Origin of the sequence: Virgibacillus sp. MSJ-26, assembly GCF_018918075.1 — a bacterium.
GTDB lineage: Bacteria > Bacillota > Bacilli > Bacillales > Amphibacillaceae > MSJ-26.
In genome coordinates this window covers 89,556-116,302 of the sequence record NZ_JAHLPW010000012.1, presented here as the reverse complement: position 1 = coordinate 116,302, position 26,747 = coordinate 89,556, and the positions used below count along the sequence as shown (strand labels likewise).

The window sequence follows — 26,747 nt, the reverse complement described above, 5'->3', positions numbered from 1 at the left end:
GAAAGTGTCATGCTTTCCTATCTGAATAAAAAAGTTGTTGATGATTCTCTTAACTTGCGTGACAATCTTGACCATATCATTAAAGGTTACATTTATTCGATAACCTTTCACATCGCACCACAAGTAAACATGGTAGTAGTTATGAATTTAAAATTCGTTACTATATGGCCCCTTAATAGATTGTTGAAGTAACATTTGTGCCATTTCCTCTATAGAGTAAGGATAGTTATTCCGAATCCACCAAATAATAACCTCAAAAATTCCAGCAGTGGTGTATTGGATGACGACCTCCCTAGGTAGAATGAGGCTAGTATCATCGGATGCAACCATGTTTAATCCATCTCTAATAAAATCTTTTATTTCACGTTTTAATCCCTCAGCAAATGGGGAAGTGGGGTTCTTTACTAAAAATGATTCATAGAATGCTTGATTGTCCATGATGTGTTCAAAAATACTGATAAAGCTTTGATGATTTTTTAAACTCAATAAGTCCTTTGGTTTTTTAGCAACGGCGGTATGCACTTTGCTACGAAAATCCTTCAAGATTACTTGGGAAATGTAATCAACAAAATTATCAAGGTCATGGAAATGTGAGTAAAATGTCTGCCTCGTAACATTTGCTTCTTCACAAAGATGTTTAATTGTAATGTTTTGAATGACATGTTCTTTCATTAAGCAAATGAGAGCATTACTCAGTGACTGTAAGGTTCTTTTAACTCGAGCATCCTTGTATGTCCTGTTCAATGATACACAACCTTTAACAAATATGATGAAGTTAGTTATAGGATACAACGCTTTTCTATAAGACATCCAGTAATTCACTATTTTAAATGCAACTATTTTGTGAAAAGAGGTAATATTCCATTTCACTGAAGACATATTCAAAAGTTCCTAAACTAACCGATAATAGTAAAGAAGGGAAAGACCTTATTCATAAAGAGGTGGATAATTTGAAGAGATTAATGAATTTCAAAAAGCTAGAAAATAAGCTTTATGTAAGTTTTTCAATCGTTATTTTATCTAGTGTCCTTTTATCAATTTATTACTTTGTTTCAGTCTATCAAACGAATAGTAATGTAGAGGGAATAATCAACGAAGACTTTTCGCTATATGTTACTCAAGAAAAAATGGCGACTAATACGGTGAAACAAACGACCGCCATGAGGAATTATTTACTTTATGATGATAAAGAATATAGCACAGAATATGAAGCAAGTAAGGAGGAGGCTCGAGAACTAAATGAGTCTATCACATCAATAAATAATGAAAATCTAGAAGCGTTGATGGAAGATAAACTGCTCTTGGAAGACACATTAAATACAGTGAAAGTTATGTTTGAAAAAGGGAATATAGAGGCAGCGACGACATTGTTTGCTGAAGAAGCTGAGCCGCTAGAAACTAACATTATAACAAACATCGAATCACTTCAAGCGAGTAGCGAGAGTATTATCGTCGGAGAAGGAAAAACTGTGTTGTCCAGTGGAAAAACGATGTTAATAATAACAGTCGTTGGTACAATATTGATATTCGCACTAAGTGTTTTCGTAGAGTTGAAAACCGTACGGATGATTACAGATCCAATTGTTGTCGTGATGAACCGCATGAAACAGATTACAAAAGGCGAGCTTAATAACAAACCTTTGGAAACGGATTTAAAAGATGAAACTGGTCAGCTAATTTTAGCAGCAAATGCAATGAATTTGCATATGCATGATTTACTACAGAAGATTAGTCAAGTATTAGGCACGGTCAACGATCAAAGTGAGGAGTTATCCCAATCCGCCAATGAGGTAAAAGTGGGTTCGGAGCAAGTTGCTACAACGATGCAGGAATTATCGGAAGGTGCCGGAACACAAGCTAACACTGCCAGTGAATTAGCGACCAATATGGAGGAATTTTCAAAGTATGTAACCCAAGTAAACGAGGAAAGTGGGATTATAGGTAAAGCATCGAATGAAATACTCACGATGGCTAATGAGGGCAGTGGCTTAATGAAATCTTCGGCAAATCAAATGAAGAGAATTGATTATATTGTTAAAGATGCGGTGGAAAAGGTAAAAGTTTTGGATAAACAGTCAAATGAAATCTCTAGTTTAGGGAAGGTGATTAAGGATATTGCTGAACAGACAAACCTTTTGGCACTAAATGCTGCGATTGAAGCTGCTCGCGCAGGAGAACATGGGAAGGGCTTTTCCGTCGTAGCTGATGAAGTACGCCAGTTAGCTGAACAGGTTTCCGACTCTGTCAATGAAATTACGAACATCGTTACAGGTATCCATGAAAACTCTCATACTGTATCTACGTCTCTTGAAAAGAGTTATGTTGAAGTGGAACAAGGAACGAAGCAATTAAAAACAACCCAGGAAACATTTGATGGTATTCGTTTGTTCATCACAGAAATGGTTAATACGATTAATAGGACGACTGATAGCGTATTGAAAATGGAAGCAAAAAGTCAACAAATGAATAGTTCTATTCAGGAAGTGGCTGCAATCACTGAAGAATCAGCCGCTGGAATTGAGCAAACGAATGCAGCTTCTCAGCAAACAAGTAGTTCAATGGATACTATCGCACAAAGTTCAGAACAGTTGACAGAATCAGCAAATGACTTAGCTGGATTAGTAAATCGATTTAAACTCTAAAAGAAATTAGATACTTCAAGCCCCCCTGTTCCTGGTTGGCGTGAGCAGGGGGGCTTCTTTTAATATTTATAAGATTGTCCACCATCAATGGTAATAACTGCTGCGTTAATAAAAGTAGCTTCATTAGAAAGTAAGAATGCAACTAAATGGCCAACTTCTTCAGGGCGTCCAAAGCGTTTCATTGGATTTGGTTTAACGAATTCCTTTCCAACCTCTTCCCAGTTGTCTCCATCCATTTGTCTAAGTGAACCTTCTACCATAGCAGTCATAATGGCACCTGGTGCAATAGCATTAATGTTGATACCATATTCTCCATACTCAATTGCAGAATTTCTAGTTAGTCCAATCACACCATGTTTACTTGCAGAATATCCTGATTGGTTACCCACACCGCGGATACCACCTACAGATGCTGCATTGACAATTGACCCCGAACCTTGCTCTCTCATTACTTTTAGCACATATTGCATTCCGTAAAATACACCATTTAAATTAATGCCAATAACTTTTTCAAATTCTTTTGAGCCAAAGTCTTCGGTAAGATTTTGTTTTCCTTCGATCCCTGCATTGTTGAAGAAACCATCGATTCTTCCAAACTTATCTACTGTTTGATCAACATAATTTTTTACTTCTTCTTCATGAGCAACATTTGCTTTAACTAATAAAATATCGGTTTCTGGAGCTACTTCTAAAACTTTTATTTTTGTCTTTTCCAGTCCTTCTTCATTCAAGTCAACTAAGGAAAGTTTGGCACCTTCTTTAGCTATTTGCAAAGCCGTTGCTTCTCCTAAGCCAGAACCAGCACCTGTAATAAGAACAACTTGATTTTCAAATCGCTTGTCCACTTTTAATCATCTCCTAGTCATCGATTTATAAAGTTTAAGACCTTTGAATTCAATTTAATAATATCACACTTAAAAGGCAAATTCACTAAATTGATCAACATTTCACAAATTGAACGAAATTAAAAAATATGCAACAAATCAGTTACTCCAACAATCATTAAAGGTGGATAAGTACTAGCTATAAGTGAAATGTATTTTTGTTTATAAGGTTCTATATTTATATTGTATATCTTTTACTTGCGTAGTGTGTGTATATATGATAATATGTTCATATAAGGGGGGGGAGATGTACAGTGGTTGAGAAAGATATGGATAATCTGATACAAACTGAAGAAGACTTAGATAAAGAAACGTTATTTGTTGTTTCACAAACATTCAAGGCTCTTGGTGATCCAACGAGAATTAGAATACTTCACTTATTATTTCAAAAAGAATGTTCTGTTAATGAAATAGCTGATTCATTGGATTTAAGACAATCAACTGTGTCACATCAGTTACGGTTTTTAAAGAATTTACGACTAGTAAAAAACCGTCGTGCTGGAACAACGATGTTTTATTCTCATGACGATGAACACGTCATTAATATTTTAGAACAAATGATACAGCACGCTCAGCATAGTTAGTAATAATTTTTACCCCATATATGAGTATATGTTCATGTATTAGATGCAAGCGTATGACGATTTATATGTTTACATAATCAAAGGAGTTGAAGCATGATGAGTGAATCAAAACATGACAATCATGACCATGATCACAGTCACGGCGGTAAAGCCGAAGTTATATTATTTTTCGCTGGTCTCGCTGCATTTTTAATTGCATTATTTGTAGGTACTGGACCTTTAAAAACAACCTTATATATAACGTCATTAGTTTTATCTGGATACCATATTATTATTGAAGGCTTTTCAGATACGATTCATCAAACGATAAAAAGAAAGAAATTCATGCCAAACATTCATATTTTAATGACTTTGGCAGCAATTGGAGCTGTCATCATTGGTGAATATATGGAGGCCGCCTTATTAATCCTTATATTTGGTGGGGCTCACTTTTTAGAACATTATGCAGAAGATAAAAGTAATAAGGAAATTACCAACCTCATTCAACTCAACCCTACTACAGCAAGAAGAATGAAGAAAACTGGAGAAACTGAAATTGTCGATGTTTCTGAATTGAAAATTGGCGATAAGCTTTCTATTTTAAATGGGGATCAAATCCCGACAGATGGAACTGTCATTTCAGGAAATAGCTCGGTTGATCAGTCGTCGATTACAGGTGAAAGTATCCCGGTAGAGAAGAAAAAAGGGGATACGTTATATGGAAGTACAATGAATGGTGCAGGAACTCTAGTAATGGAAGTGACAAAAGATAGTTCAGATACAGTTATTTCCAAAATAATTGACATGGTGAGTCAAACACAAAGTAATATTTCAAGAACGGCTGTTTTTATCAAAAAAGTAGAACCTATCTATGTTACTATAGTTCTTTTGTTGACACCGATTTTCTTTTTAGTAGGTTTATATATCTTCCAGTGGTCGGGTTACGATAGCTTTTACCGAACAATGGTCTTTCTAATCGCTACATCACCTTGTGCTTTGGCAGTAACAGATATTCCCGCAACCCTTTCAGCAATTAGTAACCTAGCAAAACGCGGCGTATTGTTTAAGGGGGGATCTTATTTATCTAATCTTTCCGATTTAACAGCAGTAGCCTTTGATAAAACAGGAACATTAACAGTAGGAAAACCTGTGGTTACAGAGACGTATTTCGGAGAGGAAGTAACGAAAGAACAACAAAAAGAATATGAAACAATCATTGTCTCGATGGAAAGCAAAGCAAATCATCCGCTTGCTCAAGCTATTATCAACCATTATGACGACATTTCGCCTATAGAAATTGAAGTTGAAAATATAATCGGTGTAGGATTAATTGCAACATCCGGTCAATCAACATATAAAATTGGGAAGCCAAATTCCTATAACGTCATCCCGGAAGATATTAAAAGACAAACTGAAATTTTTGAACATGAAGGAAAGACAGTTGTATATTTCGGTTCAGAAGAGGAAGTACTTGCACTGATAGCCATACAAGATGTTCCTAAAGATACTTCAAAAGAAGCTATCCAATACTTTAAAGAAGAGAACATTCATACTGTCATGATTACCGGAGACGCAAAGCGTACAGGAGAGGCAATAGGTCGTCAACTGGAAATCGATGAGGTGCGTGGAAATGTCATGCCTGATGAAAAGGCTGGGATTATTTCTGATTTAAAGGAAACTTATCCAGTAACGGCAATGCTTGGAGACGGTGTGAACGATGCACCCGCACTTGTTACAGCAGATATTGGTGTTGCCATGGGGGAAGGAACGGATATTGCAATTGATGTTGCAGATGCAGTGTTAATGAAGAACGATTTATCAAGATTTGCCTATACGCACAAACTTGCAAAAAAACTTCGCAAAGTTGTATGGCAAAATATAATTTTTGCTTTAGCTGTTGTAGTTCTGTTAGTCATTTCAAATATGATTGGTCAAATGAATATGACACTTGCGGTAATCTTTCATGAAGGAAGTACATTGGCAGTAATTTTTAATGGTTTAAGGCTATTAAAAGGTGTAAAAGACTGACCCCTTTGATAATAAATATTGTGGCACAGTAAAAAATAAGGCCTATAGAATAGCTCATTAAAAAGACTACTCTATAGGTCATTTATATACCAATAACGTTATGCGATAATTGCGCTCCGTTAACAGTATAGCAAATATTCTTACATGTTATATTTTATCGTTCCAAGGGAACTTTAATAATGTACTTAATAACATAAAAGACGAATAAGAAAAGGTGATAATATGGGAAAAGTGGCAGTCATTACTGGAGGAGCGCAAGGAATTGGAAAAGGAATAGCAGAACGCCTGGGAAACGATGGATTTAAAATTGTTATCAGCGATATGAATATTGATCTTGCAGAGGAAACAGTCAAAGAATTTAAAGAAGCAAACATTGATGCCTTAGCAGTCAAAGGTAATGTGTCCAAACAAGATGATCAATTTACAGTTGTAAAAGAGGCTGTAGATAAATTTGGGTCAGTGGATGTGTTCATAAACAATGCAGGCATAGATCAGGTGGAAGCAGTAGAAGATATTACCCCAGAGAATCTGGAGAAAATCTTTAATGTCAACGTTTTTGGTACCGTATATGGAACCCAGGCGGCAGCTAAGCAAATGAAGAAACAGGACAAAGGCGGTAAAATTATTAATGCATGCAGTATTGCTGGAAAAACTGCATTTGAATTACTTGGAGCGTATTCGGCTACGAAATTTGCTGTTCATGGATTAACTCAAGTTTCCGCAAAAGAATTGGCTCAATTTAACATCAAGGTAAATGCATATTGCCCTGGTATTGTCGGAACCGGTATGTGGGATCGTATCGATGAAGGCATGGTAGAATATAAAGGCATGAAAAAGGGTGAAGCATGGCAGCAGCAGGTAGATAATATTCCGCTACAGCGTTCACAAACACCTGAAGATGTGGCAAACCTTGTATCTTACTTAGCTTCCTCCGACGCTGATTATATGACAGGACAGGCCATTAATATTGATGGGGGGATTGAGGTCCATTAATAGGATTAACGAGAAATAGGAATTTTTATTACGGGAAAGAAACCTCTATTGGTTTCTTTCTCGTTTTATACTTAAGGAGCTGACTACCAAGCCTCTTATTAACTTTTAACTTTAATTAAGTAGGCACAATCAAAGGAGGTGTACAACTTCCTGTCATTTGCAAAGTCTTTTTGCTACAACATTACAATGGATAATAAGCTTGTCCAGTCTGAGTGCAATTGCTATTAAAAGGGACAGGTTTTCAAGGTGTAAAAATAATCACCTTACTCGTCAAAGTAGGTGGTTATTTTTTATAATCGATTTCTAAAATAATCGGACAATGGTCACTTCCCATTATATCAGGGCTTGTTGTGGAGCTTTGTACTTTTTCAATTAGCCGTTCAGAAACAATAAAGTAATCAATCCGCCACCCGATATTACGTTCTCGCACTGTCTTCATATACGACCACCATGTATATAAACCTTCTGTATCTGGTTCAAAATAGCGTAGTGTATCAATAAAGCCAGCTTGGAGGAGTCGTGTCATTCGCTCCCGTTCTTCTTCGGTAAAACCAGAATTCCCCTTATTGGATTTAGAATTTCGAAGGTCGATTTCTTGATGGGCAACATTTAAATCACCGCAATATATAACTGGCTTTTTATCATCTAGTTCTGTTAAATAGGCGTATAATTCATCCTCCCAATCAAGACGGACATCTAGACGTGCAAGATCACGCTGAGAATTAGGTGTATAAACATTAACTAGGTAAAAATTTTCGTATTCTAATGTGAGAATTCGCCCCTCAGATTGACTTGACTCTTCACCAAGTCCATAGCTCACTGAAAAAGGTTTTTTCTTTGTGAAAACAGCGGTGCCAGAATACCCTTTTTGCTCTGCATAATTCCAATATTGGTAATACCCTTCCAAATCAAGATCAATCTGACCAGCTTGTAATTTTATTTCCTGAACACAAAAAATATCTGCATCTACCTCATGAAAATAATCCAAAAAGCCTTTTCGTACACATGCTCTTAATCCATTGACATTCCAAGAAACGAGTTTCATCTCAATATCCCCTGTTCATTTTTAATCATCTATTTATTTTATCATACATTTAAAAGGCAGCGTATAATAAATAAACGCCGCTCATGGAATATACTCGCTTTCCGTGGGCGGTTAATGAGCCTCCGAATGCTACGCATTTCGGGGGCGCGTCTGGCCTCTGGGACTGCGCTAAATGCTCGTCCCACCGAAAACTTATGCTCCCACTGGAGTCTCGCATATTCCATTCGCTAATACAAGTTTACTTTTTGAAATTTCATATAAAGATATTAAACTTTCCACACTATTTTCCGGATTCTCAAAATAAATATTGACATGAAGTGTATTAACTGTATAATACATGCATAGGGTGTATTACATAGTTAATACAGCATTTTTTTAATTGTAGTGTATTAATTGACTAGTACAGTTGGAAATCAACAGCAAGAAACCATAGGAGTTGGTTTAATGAAGATGAATTTAAACACACGGGATCCCGTTTATGTTCAGGTTATTAGGTATTTTAAAGAGCAGATTGCCAAAAGGTTGTTGGAACCAGGTGAAGAAATACCTTCCCGTAGAGAATTGGCAAATAAGTTAAAAATTAACCCAAACACAGTGCAACGGGCATACAAGGAGATGGAGGGCCAAGGATTGATTTATACCGAACGAAATTTACCAAGCCGTATTACGAAAGAAGAACAAATCTTAAAAGCAGTACGTGAGGAATTGATTTTAGAAGCGGTTGAATCTTTCATCTCTTCCGTTCGATCAATCAATGTTCCTATAGATGAGGCCGTTAAACTCGTTAAAGAAAATTATGAAGAAGAAAGTAATGAATAGGGGTGATGAAGTAATGATTGAAGTTACTAACATGCAGAAAAAGTTTGGCAGAAAAAAAGTTTTGCAAGGTGTATCATTTACAGCGAATAAAGGAGAAATTACATGCCTTATTGGTGTCAATGGTGCAGGAAAAACAACGATTCTTAATGCGATTATGAATTTGACTCCTTTGAATAGTGGGCAAGTCCTAATGGATGGTCAATTAATAAATAAAAAAAGTTATGAAAAAATTACTTTTATTCCAGATGCTATCACTATGCTTCCGCAAATGCGAATTAAAGAAGCCATGCAATTTATGGCGGATTTTTATAAAAGCTGGAATCAACAACGAGCGAATGAGATGATTTCTTTTTTTAAATTAAATAAAGAGGACAAAATATCGACGTTATCCAAAGGTAACACTGCAAAAGTTAATCTACTGCTTGGCTTAGCACTTGACGTGGATTACATATTGATGGATGAGCCTTTTTCAGGTATTGACATTTTCAGTCGCGAGCAAATAGCAGATGTTTTTACAAGTCACTTGATTGAAGACCGGGGCGTTATTATTACAACGCATGAAATTAATGATATCGAGCATTTAATTGATAAGGCGATTTTGCTTGGTGACGGTCAAGTGATTAAGCAATTTAATGCTGAAGAGATTCGTGAGCAGGAAGGGAAATCTGTCATCGATGTGATGAGAGAGGTGTATATAAAATGAGTAACTATCTAAAGCTCGTAAACTTTGAATTAAATCGTTTTATTAAACTTTATATGGTATTGATTGGGGTGACCATTGTATCCCAACTGGTGGGAGCAGTTCTTGTTTCAAGAAGGTATTTAAAAGATGTGAACCAAGCTATATATGAAGATGGAATGTCTCAATCAAGCTTCATCGAACAATTCGGGCAATTCTCATTTTATGATTTTGGGATGTCATTGTGGTTTGTTGGTCCTATTGCGTTAAGTATCGTCGTTTTATTGATTTATGTATTTTTCATTTGGTATCGTGATTGGTTTGCTAAAAATACATTTATCTATCGTTTATTAACGTTACCGACAGCAAGATTAAATGTTTATTTATCAAAGGCTACAACAATATTTTTAATGGTTCTTGGGCTGGTCGCTTTACAACTTATATTAATTCCGATTGAAAGTAGAGTATTAGAGTGGATGGTTCCACTTGATTTCAGAAATGATTTATCACTTGATCAAATTATTGAACAGTTACATGTTATGTCTGTCTTAATTCCCCAATCAATTCTCCAGTTCATACGGAACTTTGGGATTGGCTTCATGTCTGTATTTATTGTTTTTACAGCAATATTACTTGAGAGAAGTTTTAAATGGAAAGGGATTCTTCTTGGTATTTTATATGGTGCTTTTACAATTGGTCTCTATGTCCTTCCTGGAGTTTTAGAGAGCTTGATCTCACCTGGTTACTTTTATCAATCAGAGAAGTTTTTCATAGCAATAGCGATGGTAGTCATTATTTCAAGTTTATCAATATGGCTTGGACGTTTATTACTTAAATATAAAGTAACGGTGTGAAAGGAGGAAAAACAATGAAGCGGTACTATAAATTAATAAGTTTAAGTTTATTTACTATTGTTGTGTGGGCAGGTTTTTTTATCCCATCAATCCCAGCTTCAGGCAACCAACCAGAATTTGTTATCAAAACTCAAGATGATCAGAAAGAACTCGGGCATCATTTAGTCGTGTCAGGAGATTACAGTGATAATGATAATATAAGTAAGTTTTTAACAATTTCAGAAGAAGGATCAGATTACTTTAGTGATCGGTCTTATCTCTCTCAAAAAGAAATGTTATATGCAAACCCTGGAGCTGAGCAACTTATAAAAGATTACCGAAACTTTATGAGAGGTAAAGGTTATGATCTTAAATCGTTTTATCAAGATGATACGACACTTGCTTATGTCGAAATTGATTCTGATATAAATTTCAGAGGTTATGAATCAATCAATCCGTCTTTTCAGGTAGATGTATTGGATAAAGAGACAAAAGACCGTACGACGTTTGAACTAAAGTTAACAAAAAATAGTAACTTTGATTATGGTGACATTTTGTTTGTTCAACTTAAGGAAAATGAATTACAAGTCGTCGCGAGCTTATCCTCTTTTGACCATGAAAAAGGAATAGATAGTGAAGAATACCATCTATTTGCGATTGACGTTGAAAATCAAGAGTTGATTAACGATGAACTGATTTTGGAGAATGAAGAGAATATAACAGAGTCACAAAGTGAGTGGCAAAGTCTTGATGTCATTTCAGCTGAAACGGGAGAAAATGATCAAAATTATATTGTTTTTATGAAATCTGTTCAAGAAGCTGAATCATTACCGAATGGTGAAGAAAGGATTTTTATGAAAGATAGTGAGTTCATTGCTTATAACTTAGAGTCTAAAAAACAATCAAAACTTGATATACCAGAAGAGATTCAGCCTGAAGATTATGACGATAGTCTTCATTTGGAAGGAAATAATCTCTATTTCAGTAAGTTGAAAAATAATGAATTAGACATGTCTAGTTATGATATCTCAGAGCAGACTATTGCATCTGAGCAAACTTTCTCAACACCAGAAAGAGATACAGAAGAAAGTACTTATTATGGCATTGAACACGGTTATTTAATAATTGCAGGTCGATATATCACTAATGAATCAGATGCTTCGATAATTATCTATGATCCAAAATCTGCCGAAAAAATTTACGATGGGGAGATTAGTGCAGATGATAAGATGAAAGCTGTTAAAGGGGAACTTGCCATTCATGACATCACTTTTACAGTAGGATTAAATGAATATTGAATGGAAGTCTTGACCGTTATCAGAATGGGGGAATCATGATTTGAAAAAGCTAACTTTAAGTATTTTGTTGGTGTGTTGGACTACTCTGTTGATAGGCTGTCAATCAAACCTTGAGGAGATGCACCTATTGGGAGATATAGAAAAGGTTTCTATTGCGAAATCAAATGGTTGTGGTGGTATGAATGAACAATTCTTTGCTACCCTAACTGAAAAGGACAAGATAGCAAAGTTTCAGTCAATGCTTACTCAAGCAGAAGGAAAAAAGATAGCCAATAGAAATGAACCAGACTTTGATATTCTAATTCAATATAATGATGGTGAACATCTTTTACATCTAATATTAGGAGAAAAGGGAGAAAAAAGTTCTTTTAGTTATATAGGGCATGAAGGCACAGCGTATTTTGTGTCCCCAGAAAATACGGATACGTTAAGGGAATGGATAAAATAAAGGACTTCATCATTTTGAAGTCTTTTATTTTGTATAAAACCATTTGTACTTATCGTTAAATAAGTGAAGTGCAGTGAACTACTCTCCACTTAGCTAAGCTTGAAGATGGAGACTTCTTGGCTGAAAGTGTTAAAAGATTTGTCGTGAAAATAACAAGGCTTAATTTTCAAAAATGTGATTTCACCTAACGACATTTTCATATATTTTATTAACCTTTTCATCAAACTGATCCATATGGACAATCCGTGCTTCGCGAATATACTCTTTGCCTTCCACGAATAAAAGTAGCACTGGTACGGTAAAGATAGAGAATCGGCCGGCGACGGCTTTAACTTCATCAGCATTTACATGGCCGAGTTGAATCTCCGGATACTTATTCATTAATGATTGAACTTGTGGAAGTAACCCGTGGCAAACACTACAGTCAGGACGTGAAATATAGATAAAGGAGAGTTGGTGCTGATCTATAAATGAGTCGACTTCATCAATTGTCGTTAGTTGTTTAAATTCTCTCATCTCGGTATCCTCCATTCTTACAATAAGTTTACCACTTTAAATGGCTCTATACACTTTCCATGTTTATTCGTCTTAAGAAACAGGGAAACAGTATTATATAAACGAGGTGAGATAAATGACCAATAACAACCAACAAAATCGTGAAGAAAACTTTCGCCAAGAAAGAAAAGAACCGATAAAAAACCAAGAAGAAGAGCGTTTCACTGACGATATACCTCTAGAGGATCTGAAAGTGAATATGAAACAGGAACGTAAGAAAGATAAAACACAGAATACGTCTCAGAGTGAAAAGAAATGGGAGTAGGAGCCACTCGTACTTATATGCGAGTGGTTATTTGTTTCCTGACACTAAATGTTGTCTTTTTTCTAGTAGCTCCTTGTTAAATAAAATCTGCTCATCTCCTGGACGATGTTCTCGTGCAAGTTCATTATGCTTATAGGCATTTTCAAAATCCTGTAAATTATAATAGCAAACACAAAGCTGAAGATGCGGATACCAGGTGGAGTAAGCCGGATAGGTGAAGCTCCATTTATTTGGGTCTTCTTTAATAGTCGTTGCTAATTTATACCAGAACACCGCTGATTCGAACTCTCTTTTTTGTTGAAAGTGATAACCAAGCCGACTACACGTTTCGGGGCGTGGCGTCTTTGAAAAAAGAAGAGAGCTATATAGTGATTCTAATTCCTCTTCTGATTTACCTAGAAACCGATAACAATCAGCCCGGTAAATACATGAGTATACTTTATCTTCAATCCATCCTTCATTTAAGCTAACATGTTTTGTGTATTGTTTAATAGCTTCTTCGTAATGACCATTTTCACGTAATTCATTTCCGTAATAAAAATAATCCCGTGGTGTGAATTCTTCCTTATTCTCTAGTTTACTTTGATAAATATTAAGATTTCTGCCGACGGAATGACTCGTTTTTTTATGTGTAACGGCAATATTTGAGTTAACAATATTGCCGGACACTTCGAGATAGTTATGGCAATCTCCTTTCCATTTAAAATTGCGCGATCTTTTCACGAGGCGATTTCGTCGATACCTCAAAGTTATATTCCCGTATTCATCTAGGCCGGCATTATAATACATGGAAACAGAATCAATGGAGGGATCCAAAGTTTTTTTTAGTTTCTTAAATTTTTTTCTGTCTTCCTTTAATAAAACATCATCTGCATCTAAATATAAAATGTAATCTTTTGTTGCCTTTTTAAAAGATTCGTTTCTTGCATCTTTAAATTTTCCAGTCCATTTAAAATGATAAACTCGGTCTGTCAATTTCTTAGCAATGTCAACTGTATTATCAGTTGAGCCAGTGTCTACTATATTTATTTCATCTACCAAATCTTTAACGGATCTGAGACATCGCTCAAGAACTTCCTCCTCATTTTTGACGATCATACATAAGCTAATAGTGACCATTGTTTCACTCCTAAATAGTCGTGGATGAAATCACACTTTTATAATATGTTATTAATCTCTTATTTTAATGCTTGTATGAAGACCTATTTTTGTTACTAAAGTTATTTAATAGGAAAAAAAGAAGATACTCTGGGCGTGAGTATCTTCTAGGAGGCCGATACGAAATATCACCTCAATAGTAACGTTAGGAGATATTTATTGAGGTGTGAAAGAAGGAGAGAAGTTTTAACTATAACAAAAGAAGTTTAAACGAGATAGTTAGATTTCTTGCTATTCATGGAGTTTTTGTGGTGGGCTTTACAACTAGAAGTTAAAAGTCCCTATCGTTCCGGTAGGCCCAGTTGGAGCAGTGGGTCCGGTAGGTCCAGTCGGCCCGGTAGGCCCGGTAGGCCCTGTGGGTCCAGTAGGTCCAGTAGGTCCTGGAATGCCAGTGCCACCACCGCTAGCCGATAATAAAGCGACATCATCAACCAACACGCTGCCACTGAAAAGGCTACTTACTTGTTTACTGATTTCCACTCTAGCTTGCGTTGCGGTTGCTGGAGCGGTAACAGTTGTTTGATAAACTTCTTTCCACGAATTTGACATAACATTTGGCAAGCTAGAACTTGGGATTTGAACAGCTAGACCATCTCCAACTGCTGCATTATTGTCATCTAAAAATGTCACTCGAATGAGTAAATCTGGACTTGTGAAGAAACCGTATTTTCCTAAAGAGATAATTAATTGTAAGCTTTGTCCTGAGGTAATGGGAGCTGTTTGAACCAGTGAAGATGGAGTTGCTCCGGACGCCAAGTATGCTGCATATCTTCCAGAGTGTGGATTGTATGCTGTTAGTCCTGCATTTGTTTGAGTCCAACCTTCAAATGTCCCCGTTTCAAAACCACCATTGGTTAATAAGTTATTTATGGCCAAGAATTTATCCTCCTTTTACTATAATAAGTTCAATACAATCTATCATTTATTGAACTCACTATATTCTATGGAAATCTTCAAATCTCGTAAAGGCAGACTATCCAATACTTACACACATTTATAATTAAAGAAGTAGCTTAGTATTTTCACGTTCTATGAACTGCTACACTAAACTAGATTTAATTTCCATTATTAGTTGTTTGGCTCGATAGTCATTGGTGTGGAATTTGTGAACTAAATTAAAACCATTTTGAGTTATTTTTTCTCTTTCTTTATGGTTATTCAAATAGTAGTCTACTTTCTCTTTAATGTTATTTGGGTTACAAGCTACATAACTTTGACCATCTACAAAACCTAAGTCTTCTATATCCATATTTGGTTCGGCGATTAATAAAGTTTTACACGCGGGAGCCTCAAAAAACTTAAGCACTGCAACACCACCAGTACGGCCACGGCCACCACAAGTAAAGAATATTTTGGCCTGGTTTAGTACTTTGGCATAATCTTCATTGGCAATTAATTGTTTAGATTTTGAAACATAGTGACCGGGATGAGGGTGAAAGACGAAGCCAGGGTCACTTTTCATTTCTTCAAAGACTGCATCTCTAAATGCGTAGCGCCCTTTGGGAGGAATTTTCCTTGGTAATGAAAATCTTCCACGACTCTCTTTCGCGACATGGGTTAACCCCATCAGCAGTGAATCGATACTTTTCTTGAGTCCCCAATCAGTCATAACTCTAGGATTAATTGACCAAGGCAACCATCGAAGTTTCTTTTTATATTCCGGAAACACTTGTAAAAATGGATGCTTTGTGGCAGAAAAAATGAGATCAATCTTATTATGATCAAAATAATGGATTCGTCGCTTAGGATTCCAGTGTAAATCAATGACATAACATCCTGTTAAAATATCAACTTGATCAAGTCCTTCTATTTTCGGAGCTAATCCATAATTCCAAGCGATATCGTAATGAAATATAAAGTCAGGCTTAAAATTAAGTTTCTTGAGAATATCCTTTATATGACCATTTTTATCCCAATAATAAACATCAGCGTAAGTTTCTAATGCCCTAATCATATCTCCCTTTGGTTTGTGTGTCGGATAAACCCAAAATGGTTTTATTAATACGAGGACTTTCAATCTTCTTTCCATTTTTTTCAACCTCCTTTCTTTTAAAATAAACTTTCTAAGAAAAAGGTTTAGCTATTAGTTTATAATATAAAACTGGAACAACTTGGTTGATATTGTTAATTATCGTTCGGTTACTTTACATGATATTATAACATCGCTACGGAAAAATATTCCGCTTTCCGCAGGGACGAAGAATTGCAGTTCATTCTTCTTTGCTGCTGAGCCTCCTTGCCCCGGCAAGGGGTATGCCGACGTTGTCCGCAAAGGACGGTTTTAGTCGGCCCTCATATTTACGCTCTGCGGGGTCTCACCTAGGCTTTATCTCCTGCTGGACAAGTAATACTTCGACAGCAACACATCGCACGCAGAAAAAGTGTTTTTCTTTTTTAAGGAGTCTCCATGTTTTTCCTTCGCTAAGATAATCGTTCGCTTTGTCCCACCCTCTTCTAAAGCCTCCATAAAGTAATATTTTCATCGTTTGTGTCCTTTTCAAGTGCTCCCTTTAAATCCATGATAACTTTTTGTTGACCGTGGTCTTTTAATAGGTTTTTAAGTTGGCTAACTTTATCAAGATTGTAGGCTTCATGAGGGACTGCCAGAATGATGATATCTACTTTATCCAATTCATGGAGTCTCTTGAATAATAGGAGGTCTTCATGTGAGGATAACTCATCAAGTTGAACGTGCGGGTCGCATACTTGTGTGGATATGCCGAGTTGCCTTAGTTTTTGCACTATTGTCAATGCTTTTGAGTTACGCAAATCGGGGATGTTTTCTTTAAATGTAATGCCGAGTACACTTACTTGCAGCTGATTGATGTTTAGTTTATGAGTCATCACCAATTTTAACAACGACTGGACGACGTGTTCTGGTATATATTCATTGATTGCTCTTGCCGTAGCTAGAAAGTTTGGATCATATCCTTTTTTCTTCGACTGGTAAATTAAATAGTAAGGATCCACCCCGATACAATGTCCACCAACTAATCCCGGTGACATAGGGATGAAGTTCCATTTTGTTTTTGCTGCTTCTAAAACTTCATACGTATCAATATCCATTGCCTCAAAAATAAGCGAGAGTTCGTTCATGAGTGCAATATTGACATCCCGCTGTGTGTTTTCTACTATTTTTGAAGCCTCTGCAACCTTAATTGATGGCGCTTTATGAAGTTTAGCGTCAATCACTTGACTATAGATATTGTGAATTTTTTCTAAGGCAATATTATTTTGACCAGCGATGATTTTAGGATTATTAATAAACATGCGCTCTTTATCACCAGGATTAATTCTTTCAGGGGAATAGCCGACAAAAAAGTCAATTCCTGAAGCGAGTTGTGACTGTGTTTCCAAAATAGGAACACAGACTTCTTCCGTCGTCCCTGGATAAACGGTTGACTCAAATATAACCGTTGTTTGAGGTGTGAGATTTTTGCCGATTGTTGCAGCAGCTTTTTTAAGATAAGTTAAATCAGGCATCTTTGTTTTAGTAATTGGAGTTGGAACCGTCACAACAATATAATTACATTCTTTTAACCGTTTTTGATCAGTGACAAAATCAATAGAGCTTTTTTCAAGGTCTGATTCTGAAAATTGTCCTTGCTGATCGACATTATTTTTTAAATCATTGATCTTTTCTTTATTAACGTCAAAACCAATGACGTCAAACTTTTGTGCAAAGCCCATCGCTACAGGCAATCCCACATAGCCGAGACCGACAACTCCTATTTTTGCAGTGGACTTAATATATTTAAACCTCTTATCGATTAAATACCCAAATTTTAATGGTGAAGTAAGATAATGTTGAATTTTGTCCCAAAGTAATTCTAGTTTATTATTTAACTGTTTATCTTGGGAAGGGGAGGAAAATGGATGAAAGAACTTTTTATCGACTTGAATCTCGACAAGAGACGTACCATCTTGTTTAATCCTATTAAACGTATCTCGCTTCAACATATCGCTAATAGAGTTTGATTGCATATTAATGATGAAAGTTGGGTAGGAGGAATTACTCTTTTTTATGAACTGCTCATGAACTCGGTTTAGATACGATCTGGAATCTACCGATGTTTGTTGATCGTTTAAGAAGATGATTATTAGACTGTTTTTGTCCGGTTTGGCTTTCTCACTACCATTTATTTGATAGGCCTTTGTTGATAAAAAGTGTGAAAACTTAGTTTCAAGGGAACTGTCCTGACTTATGAATGAAATAGTTAAATCTTCATCTATCATATATCATTTTCCTTTCTATATAACTTACTAATGGTATATGCAAGGATAAAAGAGTAAGTCAGTGCTTTAAGCTAAAAAAGGCTATCATATGATGGGTATTTAGACAGATATTCATTTATGAAATTCACTCTATTAATAAAAACCTGAATTACCTTTTTGCCTTTTGTAATAGATTTCGTGTCAATTTAATGGAAGTGCCGTTAAGTTGTTTTCAGTTCTTGAATAGTTTGCTATGAGAAGACTTTTAAAAAAGGATGATGATTGATGATTCCAATTAGTGATCCAAAAAGTCAATTAGACACAATTCAAGATGAATTACTAAAGGAATTGAAAGACGTATTAAAGAGTGGTCAGTATATATTAGGGTCTCGAGTGAGTGACTTGGAACGTACTATTGCCAAGCGACTTGGAACAGCGGAAGCAATTGGTGTAGGCAATGGCACAGATGCGCTTATTTTAACACTTAATGCCTATGGAATTGGAAAGGGAGATGAAGTCATCACTACCCCATTCACTTTCTTTGCTACAGCGGAAGCTATTACAAGAGTGGGCGCCACACCTGTATTTGCTGATGTGGATCAACGAACATTTAATATAGACCCAAGTAAAATAGAAGATAAAATAACCGATGTTACTAAAGCCATCTTACCTGTGCATTTATTTGGGCAACCCGCAGCAATGGGTGAAATAAATCAAATCGCAAAAAAGCATCATCTTTATGTTATTGAAGATGCTTGTCAGGCTTTTGGAGCGACGTATAAAGGAAATCAAGCAGGAGCCCTAGGGGATGCAGCGTGCTTTTCCTTTTTCCCAACGAAGAATTTGCCGACTATTGGTGACGGCGGAATGATTACAACATCAGACCCCAAACTAGCGAAAAGAATTCGATCCTTACGGGCACATGGTAGTTATAAAAAATATCATCACAATGAAATTGGTTATAATAGTCGTCTTGATGAAATTCATGCTGCTGTGATTGCGACTTGTCTTAACTATATTGATCAGTGGAATGACCATAGACGACACTTGGCATCCCGGTACGATGATGCTTTAAGGGAAATCCCCTTTATAAGGCGACCGTATCGCGACTTAGACTCAACCCATGTATATCATCTATATTGTGTTGAATCAGATCAAAGAGATGAGTTCAGGAATGCTCTTACAAAGCAAAATATTAGTACTGGGGTATATTATCCACGCTGTCTTCATCTTCAAAAGGCTTATGAGCATTTAGGGTACAAACTAGGAGACTTTCCTATCGCAGAGTCGCTTTCTGAAAAACTGTTTGCCCTGCCATTATATCCTGGCCTATTACTTGAAGAACAAGATTATATTATAGAAAGGATTAAAAGGCAGGTGAGTGAATAATGATTCGGGTCGGTTTAATTGGTTGCGGATTTATAGCAAAAAAACACCTAAAAACACTCACCCGTTTTGATGAAGTGACCCTTGTAGCTGTCAGCGATCTTAGTCATAAAAATATGAGGGAAGCAGTTGATTTATATCAGATAGAAGGAAAGCGACAATTATCGGTTTCTTTTTTTAAGAATTATCAAGACTTGTTAAAAAATAAGGAAATCGATGTAGTGATTGTATCAGTCATTTCAGGCCTTCATGCGGAAATTGCAAAACATGCCTTAAAATATGGCAAGCATGTCATTGTTGAAAAACCTCTCGCTTTATCATTAGCTGATATTGAGGATATTGAGCAACTATCTAAAACCTTTAGTAAAAAAGTGTTTGTATGCCATCAATTACGCTATCGCCCTCTCTTGCAGAAGGTGAAAGAATTGATTCAGAAGGGATATCTGGGCGATCTTTATTTCGGAATGGCCTCTCTTAGGCTTAACCGTACATCAGCATATTTTAATGAAACAGCTTGGAAAGGGACATGGGATAAAGATGGTGGCATGCTTGTCAATCAAGGAATTCATTTAATCGATTTATTAATATGGCTAATGGGTGATGTTCAATCTGTTTATGGTGAAATTGCCACAAAGATTAAAAACAAAGAAACTGAAGACGTAGCAGCAGGTATACTTTCATTTGAAAATGATGCCAAAGGTCTTATCGAAGCCAATACAATTACGAAGCCAAAAAATCTTGGTTACTTTTTATCCATCTTTGCTAAAGAAGGATCAATTTGTATTGGTGGAAAAGGGCTGAACAAAATAGAACATGCTTATTTTGAGAATGCCCCGGAATTAAAGGAAGAGCTTTTTCAAGTAAGCAATGCAGATGAACATTATCTAATGTATCAAGACTTTTTAAAAGCATTAAAAAGCAATACCCCCTATCTAATGACTCCACAAGAAGGGAAGCGGGCTTTAGAAGCAATTTTTGGACTATATCAAGCAACTAAACATCAACAACCTATTCAATTGCCACTTACTGACTTTACAACAAAATCCATGCGTGACTAATAATTTCTAAAAAGGAAATGGGGTGACTAAAATGATTGATCAAACCGTTAAGTTTGGGAAAGACATTCATCTCGGTGACTATGTTGTGATTGAAAAAGGTGTTGTCATTGGTAATGACGTGAGTATTGGTAATCATGTCATTATTAAAGAGGGGACGGTCATTGGCGATGGGGTAAGCATTGATGATTTTACGTTAGTGGGAAAGTTACCAGCCAAGAGTAAAGGCATGGCGAGGCAGCCTAATCTAAAGCTATCGCCCCTCATCATAGATAGACATGTTAATATTGGCTCTCACACGATTATTTATAGAGGAACTGTTATTTATGAGGGTGTACTAATTGGAGACTTAGCCAGTGTAAGAGAGAACGTGTCCATTGGTGTGAATAGTATAGTGGGAAGAAATGCTATGGTAGAAAACAACACGCGTATTGGAAAAAATGTAACCATTCAAACGTCTGCTTATGTTACAGCTGATATGATTATTGAAGATGAAGTCTTTATCGGACCTTGCTTTTCTTCATCGAATGATAAATATATGGGAACGGGCAAGGTAAAATTAAAAGGTCCAACTCTTAAAAAGGGAGCTAAGATAGGCAACAATGCTTCGCTTCTTCCGGAAGTAGTTATCGGGGAAGGGGCAATCGTAGGGGCAGGCGCCGTCGTGACGAAGGACATTGCTGGTGGTTTGACAGCTGTAGGGAACCCGGCCAAAAAAATAAATGATTAAAATATCTAGAGTAAATTCTTTTACTTTAAAATCAAACTAAAAAAAGGGTGCCGGTGAGCACCCTTACATATTTCTTAAAATTAGAGGATCTTTCTTTAAGGATAGCGTAACAGATGAGATGAGAATTTTTATAACGGAGGAAACTCACTCGCCGGGATAGGCGTAAGTGCATCTAAACAAGTAATCCCATTAAAACTATCTAATTCGACTGTTAAACAAATCCCTGTCGCCAGAAAATCGGTTACTGGATTGTCTTTTGGAAAGAACGGGCAGACATCACTTTCTGAATCCATTGATAAGCTGGGGATATCACAGTCTTCAGTCACGGGAAGCAGAATTTCAAGGATGACACAATTACCTTTTTCTTTTGTAAACTTCTTAGCGCGAAAGATAGGTGATTCAACACATCCGAAAAATGGCTTGCATCCATCAGATTCAGGAGCCTTAAATATGCCGCTTCCAACGAAAGGTTGACACGTATGGTTGCAATAAAGAATAAACGGGATAGTTGTGTTTGCTGGAGATAGATCTGAATGATTGTGACGTGAACGGAGTTGGTTAATTGAACTTTCGCAACTTACATAACAATCATCTTCTACTTTGTTTTGGGCTTTGATTATACGAGCCACTTCTGCTTTCACACAATTATCTGGAGCCGTTTTCGGTGGGGGAGTCGGCTTCTTCTCAACGACGGGTTCTCTTCTTCTATACATACAATCTCTCCTAACATAAACTATTGATTTAGTCATCTATACTAATATATGTATAGTAGATAGTTGTGGTTGTATAATAGTCTAATTTTAGTATAAATGGTTCATATATAGTAGACATTAGCGCTCATTATCCATTTTGTGGGTGCTTTACTGTTGCGGGATAAACTTGATGGCATAAATTAAATGTAAATCCAAATTCAAGGTTTGTAGGGCTTTGTAGGATTTGACCCATGACTGATTCTCAGGTAGAGAAAGCCGCCTAATAAGTGGTTTTCTCTCTTTTTTCTTTCAATAATTTATATTATCCTAATTTCTACTTTTACAAGCGAAGACAGGCAGATAATAGAAAATATGCGTTTGTGCGTGTACATCTATCTATTCAAAATTAAACCTGTTACATATAGTGTTAGTGTAAGGGAGTTTTCCACTACCTGATTAATAACAAAGTCTAGTAGAAAGAAAGCTTCCAAATAAAAATAATGAAAATAGGAGGAATTTTACTGTGGCAAAAAGAAGAAACTTCTATCATAGGCATCCTCAAAGAAGGGAAAAACATTACTGTGAACATCAATGTGAATTTGATAAATGTGATGTATGTCATGAAAAAGGGGAATTGGTAGAAAAAGTAATTTGTTCGGAAAATGTTCAAAGAACGGCAGAGTTTGCACTACCTTTCACTGTTGAGCCAGGTCCCGCTGTTACTGCATTGATGGCACTCTTACCCAACGTAACTAACGCTGTCGTTACACCAGATTATTCGGGTATTCAACAAGAAATAACTGTTCTAAGGGATAAGGTGATTCACTTTGGTTATATTCCGGCAACAATTGATGTAACAGGAACAGTTACAGGGCTCCCAGCAAACCCTAGAATCCCAATTAGAATTTTGTTCCAAGAGCATACAGATTGTCCAGGTGTATGCCCGGGAGATCATGTTATAGAGTCTCAGCCAGAAATTGAAGCTGTATTAAATGAACCATTGATAGGAACAGGAGCTAACGGTACTTCACTGAATCTTTTATTATTCAAAGCAGTCATTCGTTCACACTTGACTATTGTGCGTAAAGGAATTGAAAGAGATGGAAAGATTTGCGATTTAGATTATCGACGCTGCGACCATACAAATAACCCTGGTACAATCAACTCTCCATTAAATCTATCTCCTAACTTGGGAACAACTGCTAACATGACTCCACCAACACCACCTCCAGCAACGTAGAGACTGAAGGATAAAAAGTCCTGACGCTAAGGCGTCAGGACTTTTTAACGTTAGGGTATAATATTAAAATTCCTGTGGAGAATTTTATACTGAAATTGACCCCATCTATTAGCGGAATGATCTCCCTTCATTTCTACAATCGAAAAAACGACTAGCTACGTGGCCGCCGTTTGGAATTTGTTCTTTATTATTTTTTGGAAGCGCGTCTCTCGTTCAAAATGCGCTCAAAATTCTGAAATTTAATCGAGAGAGAGCGTCTCGTTCATAAGCGGAGAAGGTAGGATTTGAACCTACGCGGCGCAATGGCGCCCTAATGCATTTCGAGTGCGTCCCCCTTCAATCAGGCTTGGGTACTTCTCCATTAAATATTGGGTGAGAAGACTCGAATCTCCACCCCCTTCATCACAAATGACGAGCGTTATTAATTTTATTTTAAAAGTATACCATATAATCATTTACTTATATGATTATTTGGTAATATAATATTATTGCAATACATAAGGTAAATAACTATTATGAGATGAATCAAATTGTTTAAATGTTGGCATTAGCATATACTTATATAATAGGTGGTGAGCTTTATGTTAACTTATTCGGGTGCTGAGCAATTATTAAAAGCAATTGGTGAAGAAACGAGATTAAAAATTGTTTCCTATTTGACGATTGATTCTTTCTGTGTTTGTGAATTGGTTGAACTACTTCAACTGAGCCAACCATCCATTAGTCAACACCTAAAGAGATTGAGGGAGAATGAAATCATTTTGGAAGAAAGAAAAGGAAAATGGGTTTTCTATTCTCTTAATAAAGAGCATGAATTTTATACATTCATCCTTCATTTGGCGAGCATGCTGCCTTCTAAAATTAAGAAAATCCAATCTTTTACTGTAGATGGAAAAAGAATTCTTTGTGATTAATTAAGAGAGAGAGGAACTTTATTTTGCTTTATTGGGCTATTTTAATATTTTTAATAACACTTATTTTAGTGATCTGGCAACCTAAAGGATTATCGATTGGATGGTCTGCCATTGGTGGAGCTATCGTCGCCTTAATAGTAGGGGTCGTTGGTTTCAGTGATGTCATTGCCGTAACAGAAATTGTCTGGAATGCTACATTGGCTTTTGTTGCTATTATTCTTATTTCCTTAATACTTGATGAAATAGGCTTATTTGAATGGGCAGCTCTTCATATGGCGCGTATTGCAAAAGGCAATGGGATAAAGATGTTTATCTACATAAGTATTTTAGGTGCAATTGTGTCTGCCTTGTTTGCGAATGATGGTGCGGCATTAATACTTACCCCAATTGTACTCGCAATGGTTCGTAATTTAAATTTCAAGGAAAAAATGATTTTTCCATTTATTATGGCGAGTGGATTTATCGCAGATACAACTTCTTTACCCTTTATAGTAAGTAACTTGGTTAATATCGTTTCTGCGGATTTTTTCGATATTGGTTTTGTGGAATACGCATCTAGAATGATTATTCCTAACCTCTTTTCACTGGCGGCAACGATTACCGTATTATTAATTTATTTCAGAAAAAACATTCCTAAGGTCTATGATGTATCAAAATTGAGCGAACCTAGAAATGCTATAAGAGATCATAAAATGTTTCGATTATCATGGTATGTACTAGGTCTATTAGTTGTTGGTTATTTTGTAAGTGAGTTTATTAATCTTCCTGTTTCTATTGTGGCAGGTGTTATAGCTATATTCTTTATCCTTATGGCGAGAAACAGTCAAGCAGTTAATACAAAAACTGTTATTAAAGAGGCGCCATGGGATATCGTCTTTTTCTCTATCGGAATGTATGTGGTGGTATATGGACTCGGAAATGCGGGGCTTACTGATGCGTTAGCTGCCGTTATTCAGACGACAGCAGAACAAGGATTATTTATAGCTACAGTAGCCATGGGCTTTATCGCAGCTTTTTTGTCATCAATTATGAATAATATGCCGACAGTTATGATTGATGCCTTGGCAATCGCTGAGACTGACACATCTGGCGTAATTCGAGAAGCACTTATTTATGCAAATGTGATTGGGTCAGATTTAGGGCCAAAAATAACTCCTATTGGTTCACTCGCGACCTTAGTTTGGCTTCATGTTCTATCTCAAAAAGGGGTTAAGATTTCATGGGGAACCTATTTTAAAACGGGAATTATTTTAACAATACCAATTTTGTTCGTTACTTTATTGGGACTTTATCTAACACTTACTATGCTTTAAAGGAGAATGGGCATGTCGAAAAAAACACTTTACTTTTTATGCACGGGAAATTCTTGCAGAAGCCAAATGGCAGAAGGCTTTGGAAGGAAATATCTAGGTGACAAATATGATGTTTATTCAGCAGGGATTGAAGTACATGGACTAAATCCCAATGCTGTGAAAGCAATGAAAGAAGTAGGGGTTGATATTTCAAATCAAACTTCTGATTTGATTGATCAAGAAATTTTAAATAAAGCGGATATTGTGGTCACATTATGTGGTGATGCCAGGGATAGTTGTCCAGCAATACCATCACATATAACAAGATGGCATTGGGGATTTGATGATCCAGCGAAAGCAGACGGGACAGAAGAAAAGTGGATTGTTTTTCAAAGAGTAAGAGATGAGATTGAACAAAGATTAAGGAAGTTTGGAGAGGAAGGTAAATAGAAAGAGGCTAAAAGCCAATCAAATGGACTTAAACTATTATATTAATGCTGGTGAGAGGATTCGAACCTCCGACCCCTTCATTACGAGTGAAGTGCGCTGCCAGCTGTGCCACACCAGCATATGTTAATTAATTCACATAAAAATAATAATACTTTTTCATCACTTTTTCAAGTGTTTTTTTATAAAGATGCTCACCCTTTAAGATGAGCATCTTAATGATTACTATTCTAAGGCTTCAATTCGCTTCTCTAAGCTCTCTGTCATGTGTAATTGGTTAATCAATCTTTTGATCAATTGAATTTCCGCTTGTGCCGTCATAACGTGATCTTGAGCATGAATCATGAAAAAATTTGGAACGACGCCTTCTTCCTGGTTCTGTACGACTTGTGTCTGGTATTTATGGGCTTGTACAAATTCCTCATGCGCTTCTTCAAGTAGTTCTTCCGCTTTTTCAAAATTATATTCTTCCGCTTCATCTAAGGCTTCATATGCTGCCCCACGGGCATTTCCGCCATGTAAAATGAGTTGCATTGTGATTTCTTCGTAATTCAATTTAGTCACCT

General features: G+C 36.3%; 27 protein-coding genes and 2 tRNA genes. 17 read left to right on the top strand and 12 right to left on the bottom strand.

Going from position 1 to position 26,747, the window contains the following annotated elements; translation table 11 throughout:
• Positions 1 to 147 precede the first annotated feature (147 nt).
• Positions 148 to 744, bottom strand: coding sequence for a TetR/AcrR family transcriptional regulator (locus KQI49_RS12515; protein WP_216489433.1), 597 nt, complete (start codon positions 742 to 744; stop codon positions 148 to 150).
• 206 nt (positions 745 to 950) lie between these two features.
• On the opposite strand from KQI49_RS12515, the gene KQI49_RS12510 reads away from it, so the two are divergent.
• The gene (locus tag KQI49_RS12510) at positions 951 to 2,642 is read left to right on the top strand and encodes a methyl-accepting chemotaxis protein (protein ID WP_253286819.1); all 1,692 of its coding nucleotides are present in this window, start codon (positions 951 to 953) and stop codon (positions 2,640 to 2,642) included.
• 59 nt (positions 2,643 to 2,701) lie between these two features.
• On the opposite strand, the gene KQI49_RS12505 is transcribed toward KQI49_RS12510, so the two are convergent.
• Positions 2,702 to 3,487, bottom strand: coding sequence for a glucose 1-dehydrogenase (locus tag KQI49_RS12505; protein WP_216489432.1), 786 nt, complete (start codon positions 3,485 to 3,487; stop codon positions 2,702 to 2,704).
• A 308-nt stretch (positions 3,488 to 3,795) separates the two neighbouring features.
• Here KQI49_RS12505 and KQI49_RS12500 point away from each other — a divergent pair, with 308 nt between their 5' ends.
• From KQI49_RS12500 to KQI49_RS12490, 3 genes are all read left to right on the top strand, one after another.
• Positions 3,796 to 4,110, top strand: a complete 315-nt coding sequence (locus tag KQI49_RS12500) for an ArsR/SmtB family transcription factor (RefSeq protein ID WP_216489460.1) — start codon at positions 3,796 to 3,798, stop codon at positions 4,108 to 4,110.
• A gap of 96 nt (positions 4,111 to 4,206) precedes the next feature.
• Complete coding sequence (locus tag KQI49_RS12495; protein ID WP_253286818.1) at positions 4,207 to 6,117, top strand: heavy metal translocating P-type ATPase; 1,911 nt, start codon at positions 4,207 to 4,209, stop codon at positions 6,115 to 6,117.
• 222 nt (positions 6,118 to 6,339) lie between these two features.
• On the top strand, positions 6,340 to 7,110 hold the full coding sequence (locus KQI49_RS12490; protein ID WP_216489430.1) for an acetoin reductase: 771 nt from the start codon (positions 6,340 to 6,342) through the stop codon (positions 7,108 to 7,110).
• 283 nt (positions 7,111 to 7,393) lie between these two features.
• On the opposite strand, the gene KQI49_RS12485 is transcribed toward KQI49_RS12490, so the two are convergent.
• The gene (locus tag KQI49_RS12485) at positions 7,394 to 8,155 is read right to left on the bottom strand and encodes an exodeoxyribonuclease III (RefSeq protein WP_216489429.1); all 762 of its coding nucleotides are present in this window, start codon (positions 8,153 to 8,155) and stop codon (positions 7,394 to 7,396) included.
• 444 nt (positions 8,156 to 8,599) lie between these two features.
• Here KQI49_RS12485 and KQI49_RS12480 point away from each other — a divergent pair, with 444 nt between their 5' ends.
• The 5 genes from KQI49_RS12480 to KQI49_RS12460 all read left to right on the top strand — a co-directional run bounded on the left by KQI49_RS12480 (position 8,600) and on the right by KQI49_RS12460 (position 12,232).
• On the top strand, positions 8,600 to 8,974 hold the full coding sequence (locus tag KQI49_RS12480) for a GntR family transcriptional regulator (RefSeq protein WP_216489428.1): 375 nt from the start codon (positions 8,600 to 8,602) through the stop codon (positions 8,972 to 8,974).
• Positions 8,975 to 8,987: 13 nt separating this feature from the next.
• On the top strand, positions 8,988 to 9,677 hold the full coding sequence (locus KQI49_RS12475) for an ABC transporter ATP-binding protein (protein ID WP_216489427.1): 690 nt from the start codon (positions 8,988 to 8,990) through the stop codon (positions 9,675 to 9,677).
• Positions 9,674 to 10,507, top strand: coding sequence for a hypothetical protein (locus KQI49_RS12470; RefSeq protein WP_216489426.1), 834 nt, complete (start codon positions 9,674 to 9,676; stop codon positions 10,505 to 10,507). The genes KQI49_RS12475 and KQI49_RS12470 overlap by 4 nt, the downstream gene beginning before the upstream one ends.
• A gap of 14 nt (positions 10,508 to 10,521) precedes the next feature.
• A complete protein-coding gene (locus tag KQI49_RS12465; RefSeq protein ID WP_216489425.1) occupies positions 10,522 to 11,784 on the top strand; it encodes a hypothetical protein in 1,263 nt (420 codons plus the stop codon).
• A 127-nt stretch (positions 11,785 to 11,911) separates the two neighbouring features.
• The gene (locus tag KQI49_RS12460; protein ID WP_216489424.1) at positions 11,912 to 12,232 is read left to right on the top strand and encodes a YhfM domain-containing protein; all 321 of its coding nucleotides are present in this window, start codon (positions 11,912 to 11,914) and stop codon (positions 12,230 to 12,232) included.
• 180 nt (positions 12,233 to 12,412) lie between these two features.
• Here the strand turns inward: KQI49_RS12460 and KQI49_RS12455 are convergent, their stop codons facing one another.
• A complete protein-coding gene (locus tag KQI49_RS12455) occupies positions 12,413 to 12,748 on the bottom strand; it encodes a thioredoxin family protein (protein WP_216489423.1) in 336 nt (111 codons plus the stop codon).
• A 115-nt stretch (positions 12,749 to 12,863) separates the two neighbouring features.
• On the opposite strand from KQI49_RS12455, the gene KQI49_RS12450 reads away from it, so the two are divergent.
• The gene (locus KQI49_RS12450; protein WP_216489422.1) at positions 12,864 to 13,052 is read left to right on the top strand and encodes a hypothetical protein; all 189 of its coding nucleotides are present in this window, start codon (positions 12,864 to 12,866) and stop codon (positions 13,050 to 13,052) included.
• A gap of 27 nt (positions 13,053 to 13,079) precedes the next feature.
• Here KQI49_RS12450 and KQI49_RS12445 read toward each other — a convergent pair whose 3' ends face one another.
• The 4 genes from KQI49_RS12445 to KQI49_RS12430 all read right to left on the bottom strand — a co-directional run bounded on the left by KQI49_RS12445 (position 13,080) and on the right by KQI49_RS12430 (position 18,446).
• The gene (locus KQI49_RS12445; RefSeq protein ID WP_216489421.1) at positions 13,080 to 14,171 is read right to left on the bottom strand and encodes a glycosyltransferase; all 1,092 of its coding nucleotides are present in this window, start codon (positions 14,169 to 14,171) and stop codon (positions 13,080 to 13,082) included.
• A gap of 303 nt (positions 14,172 to 14,474) precedes the next feature.
• Complete coding sequence (locus KQI49_RS12440) at positions 14,475 to 15,086, bottom strand: NTTRR-F1 domain (protein WP_216489420.1); 612 nt, start codon at positions 15,084 to 15,086, stop codon at positions 14,475 to 14,477.
• Positions 15,087 to 15,249: 163 nt separating this feature from the next.
• Complete coding sequence (locus tag KQI49_RS12435) at positions 15,250 to 16,239, bottom strand: glycosyltransferase (RefSeq protein WP_216489419.1); 990 nt, start codon at positions 16,237 to 16,239, stop codon at positions 15,250 to 15,252.
• 425 nt (positions 16,240 to 16,664) lie between these two features.
• The gene (locus KQI49_RS12430; protein WP_253286817.1) at positions 16,665 to 18,446 is read right to left on the bottom strand and encodes a nucleotide sugar dehydrogenase; all 1,782 of its coding nucleotides are present in this window, start codon (positions 18,444 to 18,446) and stop codon (positions 16,665 to 16,667) included.
• 264 nt (positions 18,447 to 18,710) lie between these two features.
• Here KQI49_RS12430 and KQI49_RS12425 point away from each other — a divergent pair, with 264 nt between their 5' ends.
• From KQI49_RS12425 to KQI49_RS12415, 3 genes are read left to right on the top strand one after another with little or no spacing between them, the layout of a single operon-like run.
• The gene (locus tag KQI49_RS12425; protein ID WP_216489418.1) at positions 18,711 to 19,814 is read left to right on the top strand and encodes a DegT/DnrJ/EryC1/StrS family aminotransferase; all 1,104 of its coding nucleotides are present in this window, start codon (positions 18,711 to 18,713) and stop codon (positions 19,812 to 19,814) included.
• Positions 19,814 to 20,869, top strand: coding sequence for a Gfo/Idh/MocA family protein (locus KQI49_RS12420; protein ID WP_216489417.1), 1,056 nt, complete (start codon positions 19,814 to 19,816; stop codon positions 20,867 to 20,869). The genes KQI49_RS12425 and KQI49_RS12420 overlap by 1 nt, the downstream gene beginning before the upstream one ends.
• 31 nt (positions 20,870 to 20,900) lie before the next feature.
• The gene (locus KQI49_RS12415; protein WP_216489416.1) at positions 20,901 to 21,596 is read left to right on the top strand and encodes an N-acetyltransferase; all 696 of its coding nucleotides are present in this window, start codon (positions 20,901 to 20,903) and stop codon (positions 21,594 to 21,596) included.
• 128 nt (positions 21,597 to 21,724) lie between these two features.
• Here KQI49_RS12415 and KQI49_RS12410 read toward each other — a convergent pair whose 3' ends face one another.
• Positions 21,725 to 22,309, bottom strand: coding sequence for a CotY/CotZ family spore coat protein (locus KQI49_RS12410; RefSeq protein ID WP_216489415.1), 585 nt, complete (start codon positions 22,307 to 22,309; stop codon positions 21,725 to 21,727).
• 502 nt (positions 22,310 to 22,811) lie between these two features.
• Between KQI49_RS12410 and KQI49_RS12405 the strand changes: the two genes are divergently transcribed.
• Complete coding sequence (locus KQI49_RS12405) at positions 22,812 to 23,528, top strand: hypothetical protein (RefSeq protein ID WP_216489414.1); 717 nt, start codon at positions 22,812 to 22,814, stop codon at positions 23,526 to 23,528.
• A gap of 269 nt (positions 23,529 to 23,797) precedes the next feature.
• On the opposite strand, the gene KQI49_RS12400 is transcribed toward KQI49_RS12405, so the two are convergent.
• A tRNA-Ser gene (locus tag KQI49_RS12400) sits at positions 23,798 to 23,888 on the bottom strand.
• Positions 23,889 to 24,109: 221 nt separating this feature from the next.
• Between KQI49_RS12400 and KQI49_RS12395 the strand changes: the two genes are divergently transcribed.
• Genes KQI49_RS12395 through arsC form a run of 3 tightly spaced genes read left to right on the top strand, consistent with a single transcriptional unit; the run spans position 24,110 to position 26,184 of the window.
• Positions 24,110 to 24,442, top strand: a complete 333-nt coding sequence (locus KQI49_RS12395) for an ArsR/SmtB family transcription factor (RefSeq protein ID WP_216489413.1) — start codon at positions 24,110 to 24,112, stop codon at positions 24,440 to 24,442.
• Positions 24,443 to 24,465: 23 nt separating this feature from the next.
• Positions 24,466 to 25,755: an arsenic transporter gene (locus tag KQI49_RS12390; RefSeq protein WP_216489412.1), complete on the top strand. Its 1,290-nt coding sequence runs from the start codon at positions 24,466 to 24,468 to the stop codon at positions 25,753 to 25,755.
• Positions 25,756 to 25,767: 12 nt separating this feature from the next.
• Positions 25,768 to 26,184, top strand: a complete 417-nt coding sequence (gene arsC, locus KQI49_RS12385; protein WP_216489411.1) for an arsenate reductase (thioredoxin) — start codon at positions 25,768 to 25,770, stop codon at positions 26,182 to 26,184.
• A gap of 45 nt (positions 26,185 to 26,229) precedes the next feature.
• On the opposite strand, the gene KQI49_RS12380 is transcribed toward arsC, so the two are convergent.
• Both KQI49_RS12380 and KQI49_RS12375 read right to left on the bottom strand, forming a co-directional pair.
• Positions 26,230 to 26,302: transfer RNA gene (locus KQI49_RS12380), tRNA-Thr, on the bottom strand.
• A 104-nt stretch (positions 26,303 to 26,406) separates the two neighbouring features.
• Positions 26,407 to 26,745 (bottom strand): PTS sugar transporter subunit IIA, encoded by a 339-nt coding sequence (locus tag KQI49_RS12375; protein ID WP_371817569.1) that lies wholly within the window; start codon positions 26,743 to 26,745, stop codon positions 26,407 to 26,409.
• Between the last annotated feature and the right edge of the window lie 2 nt (positions 26,746 to 26,747).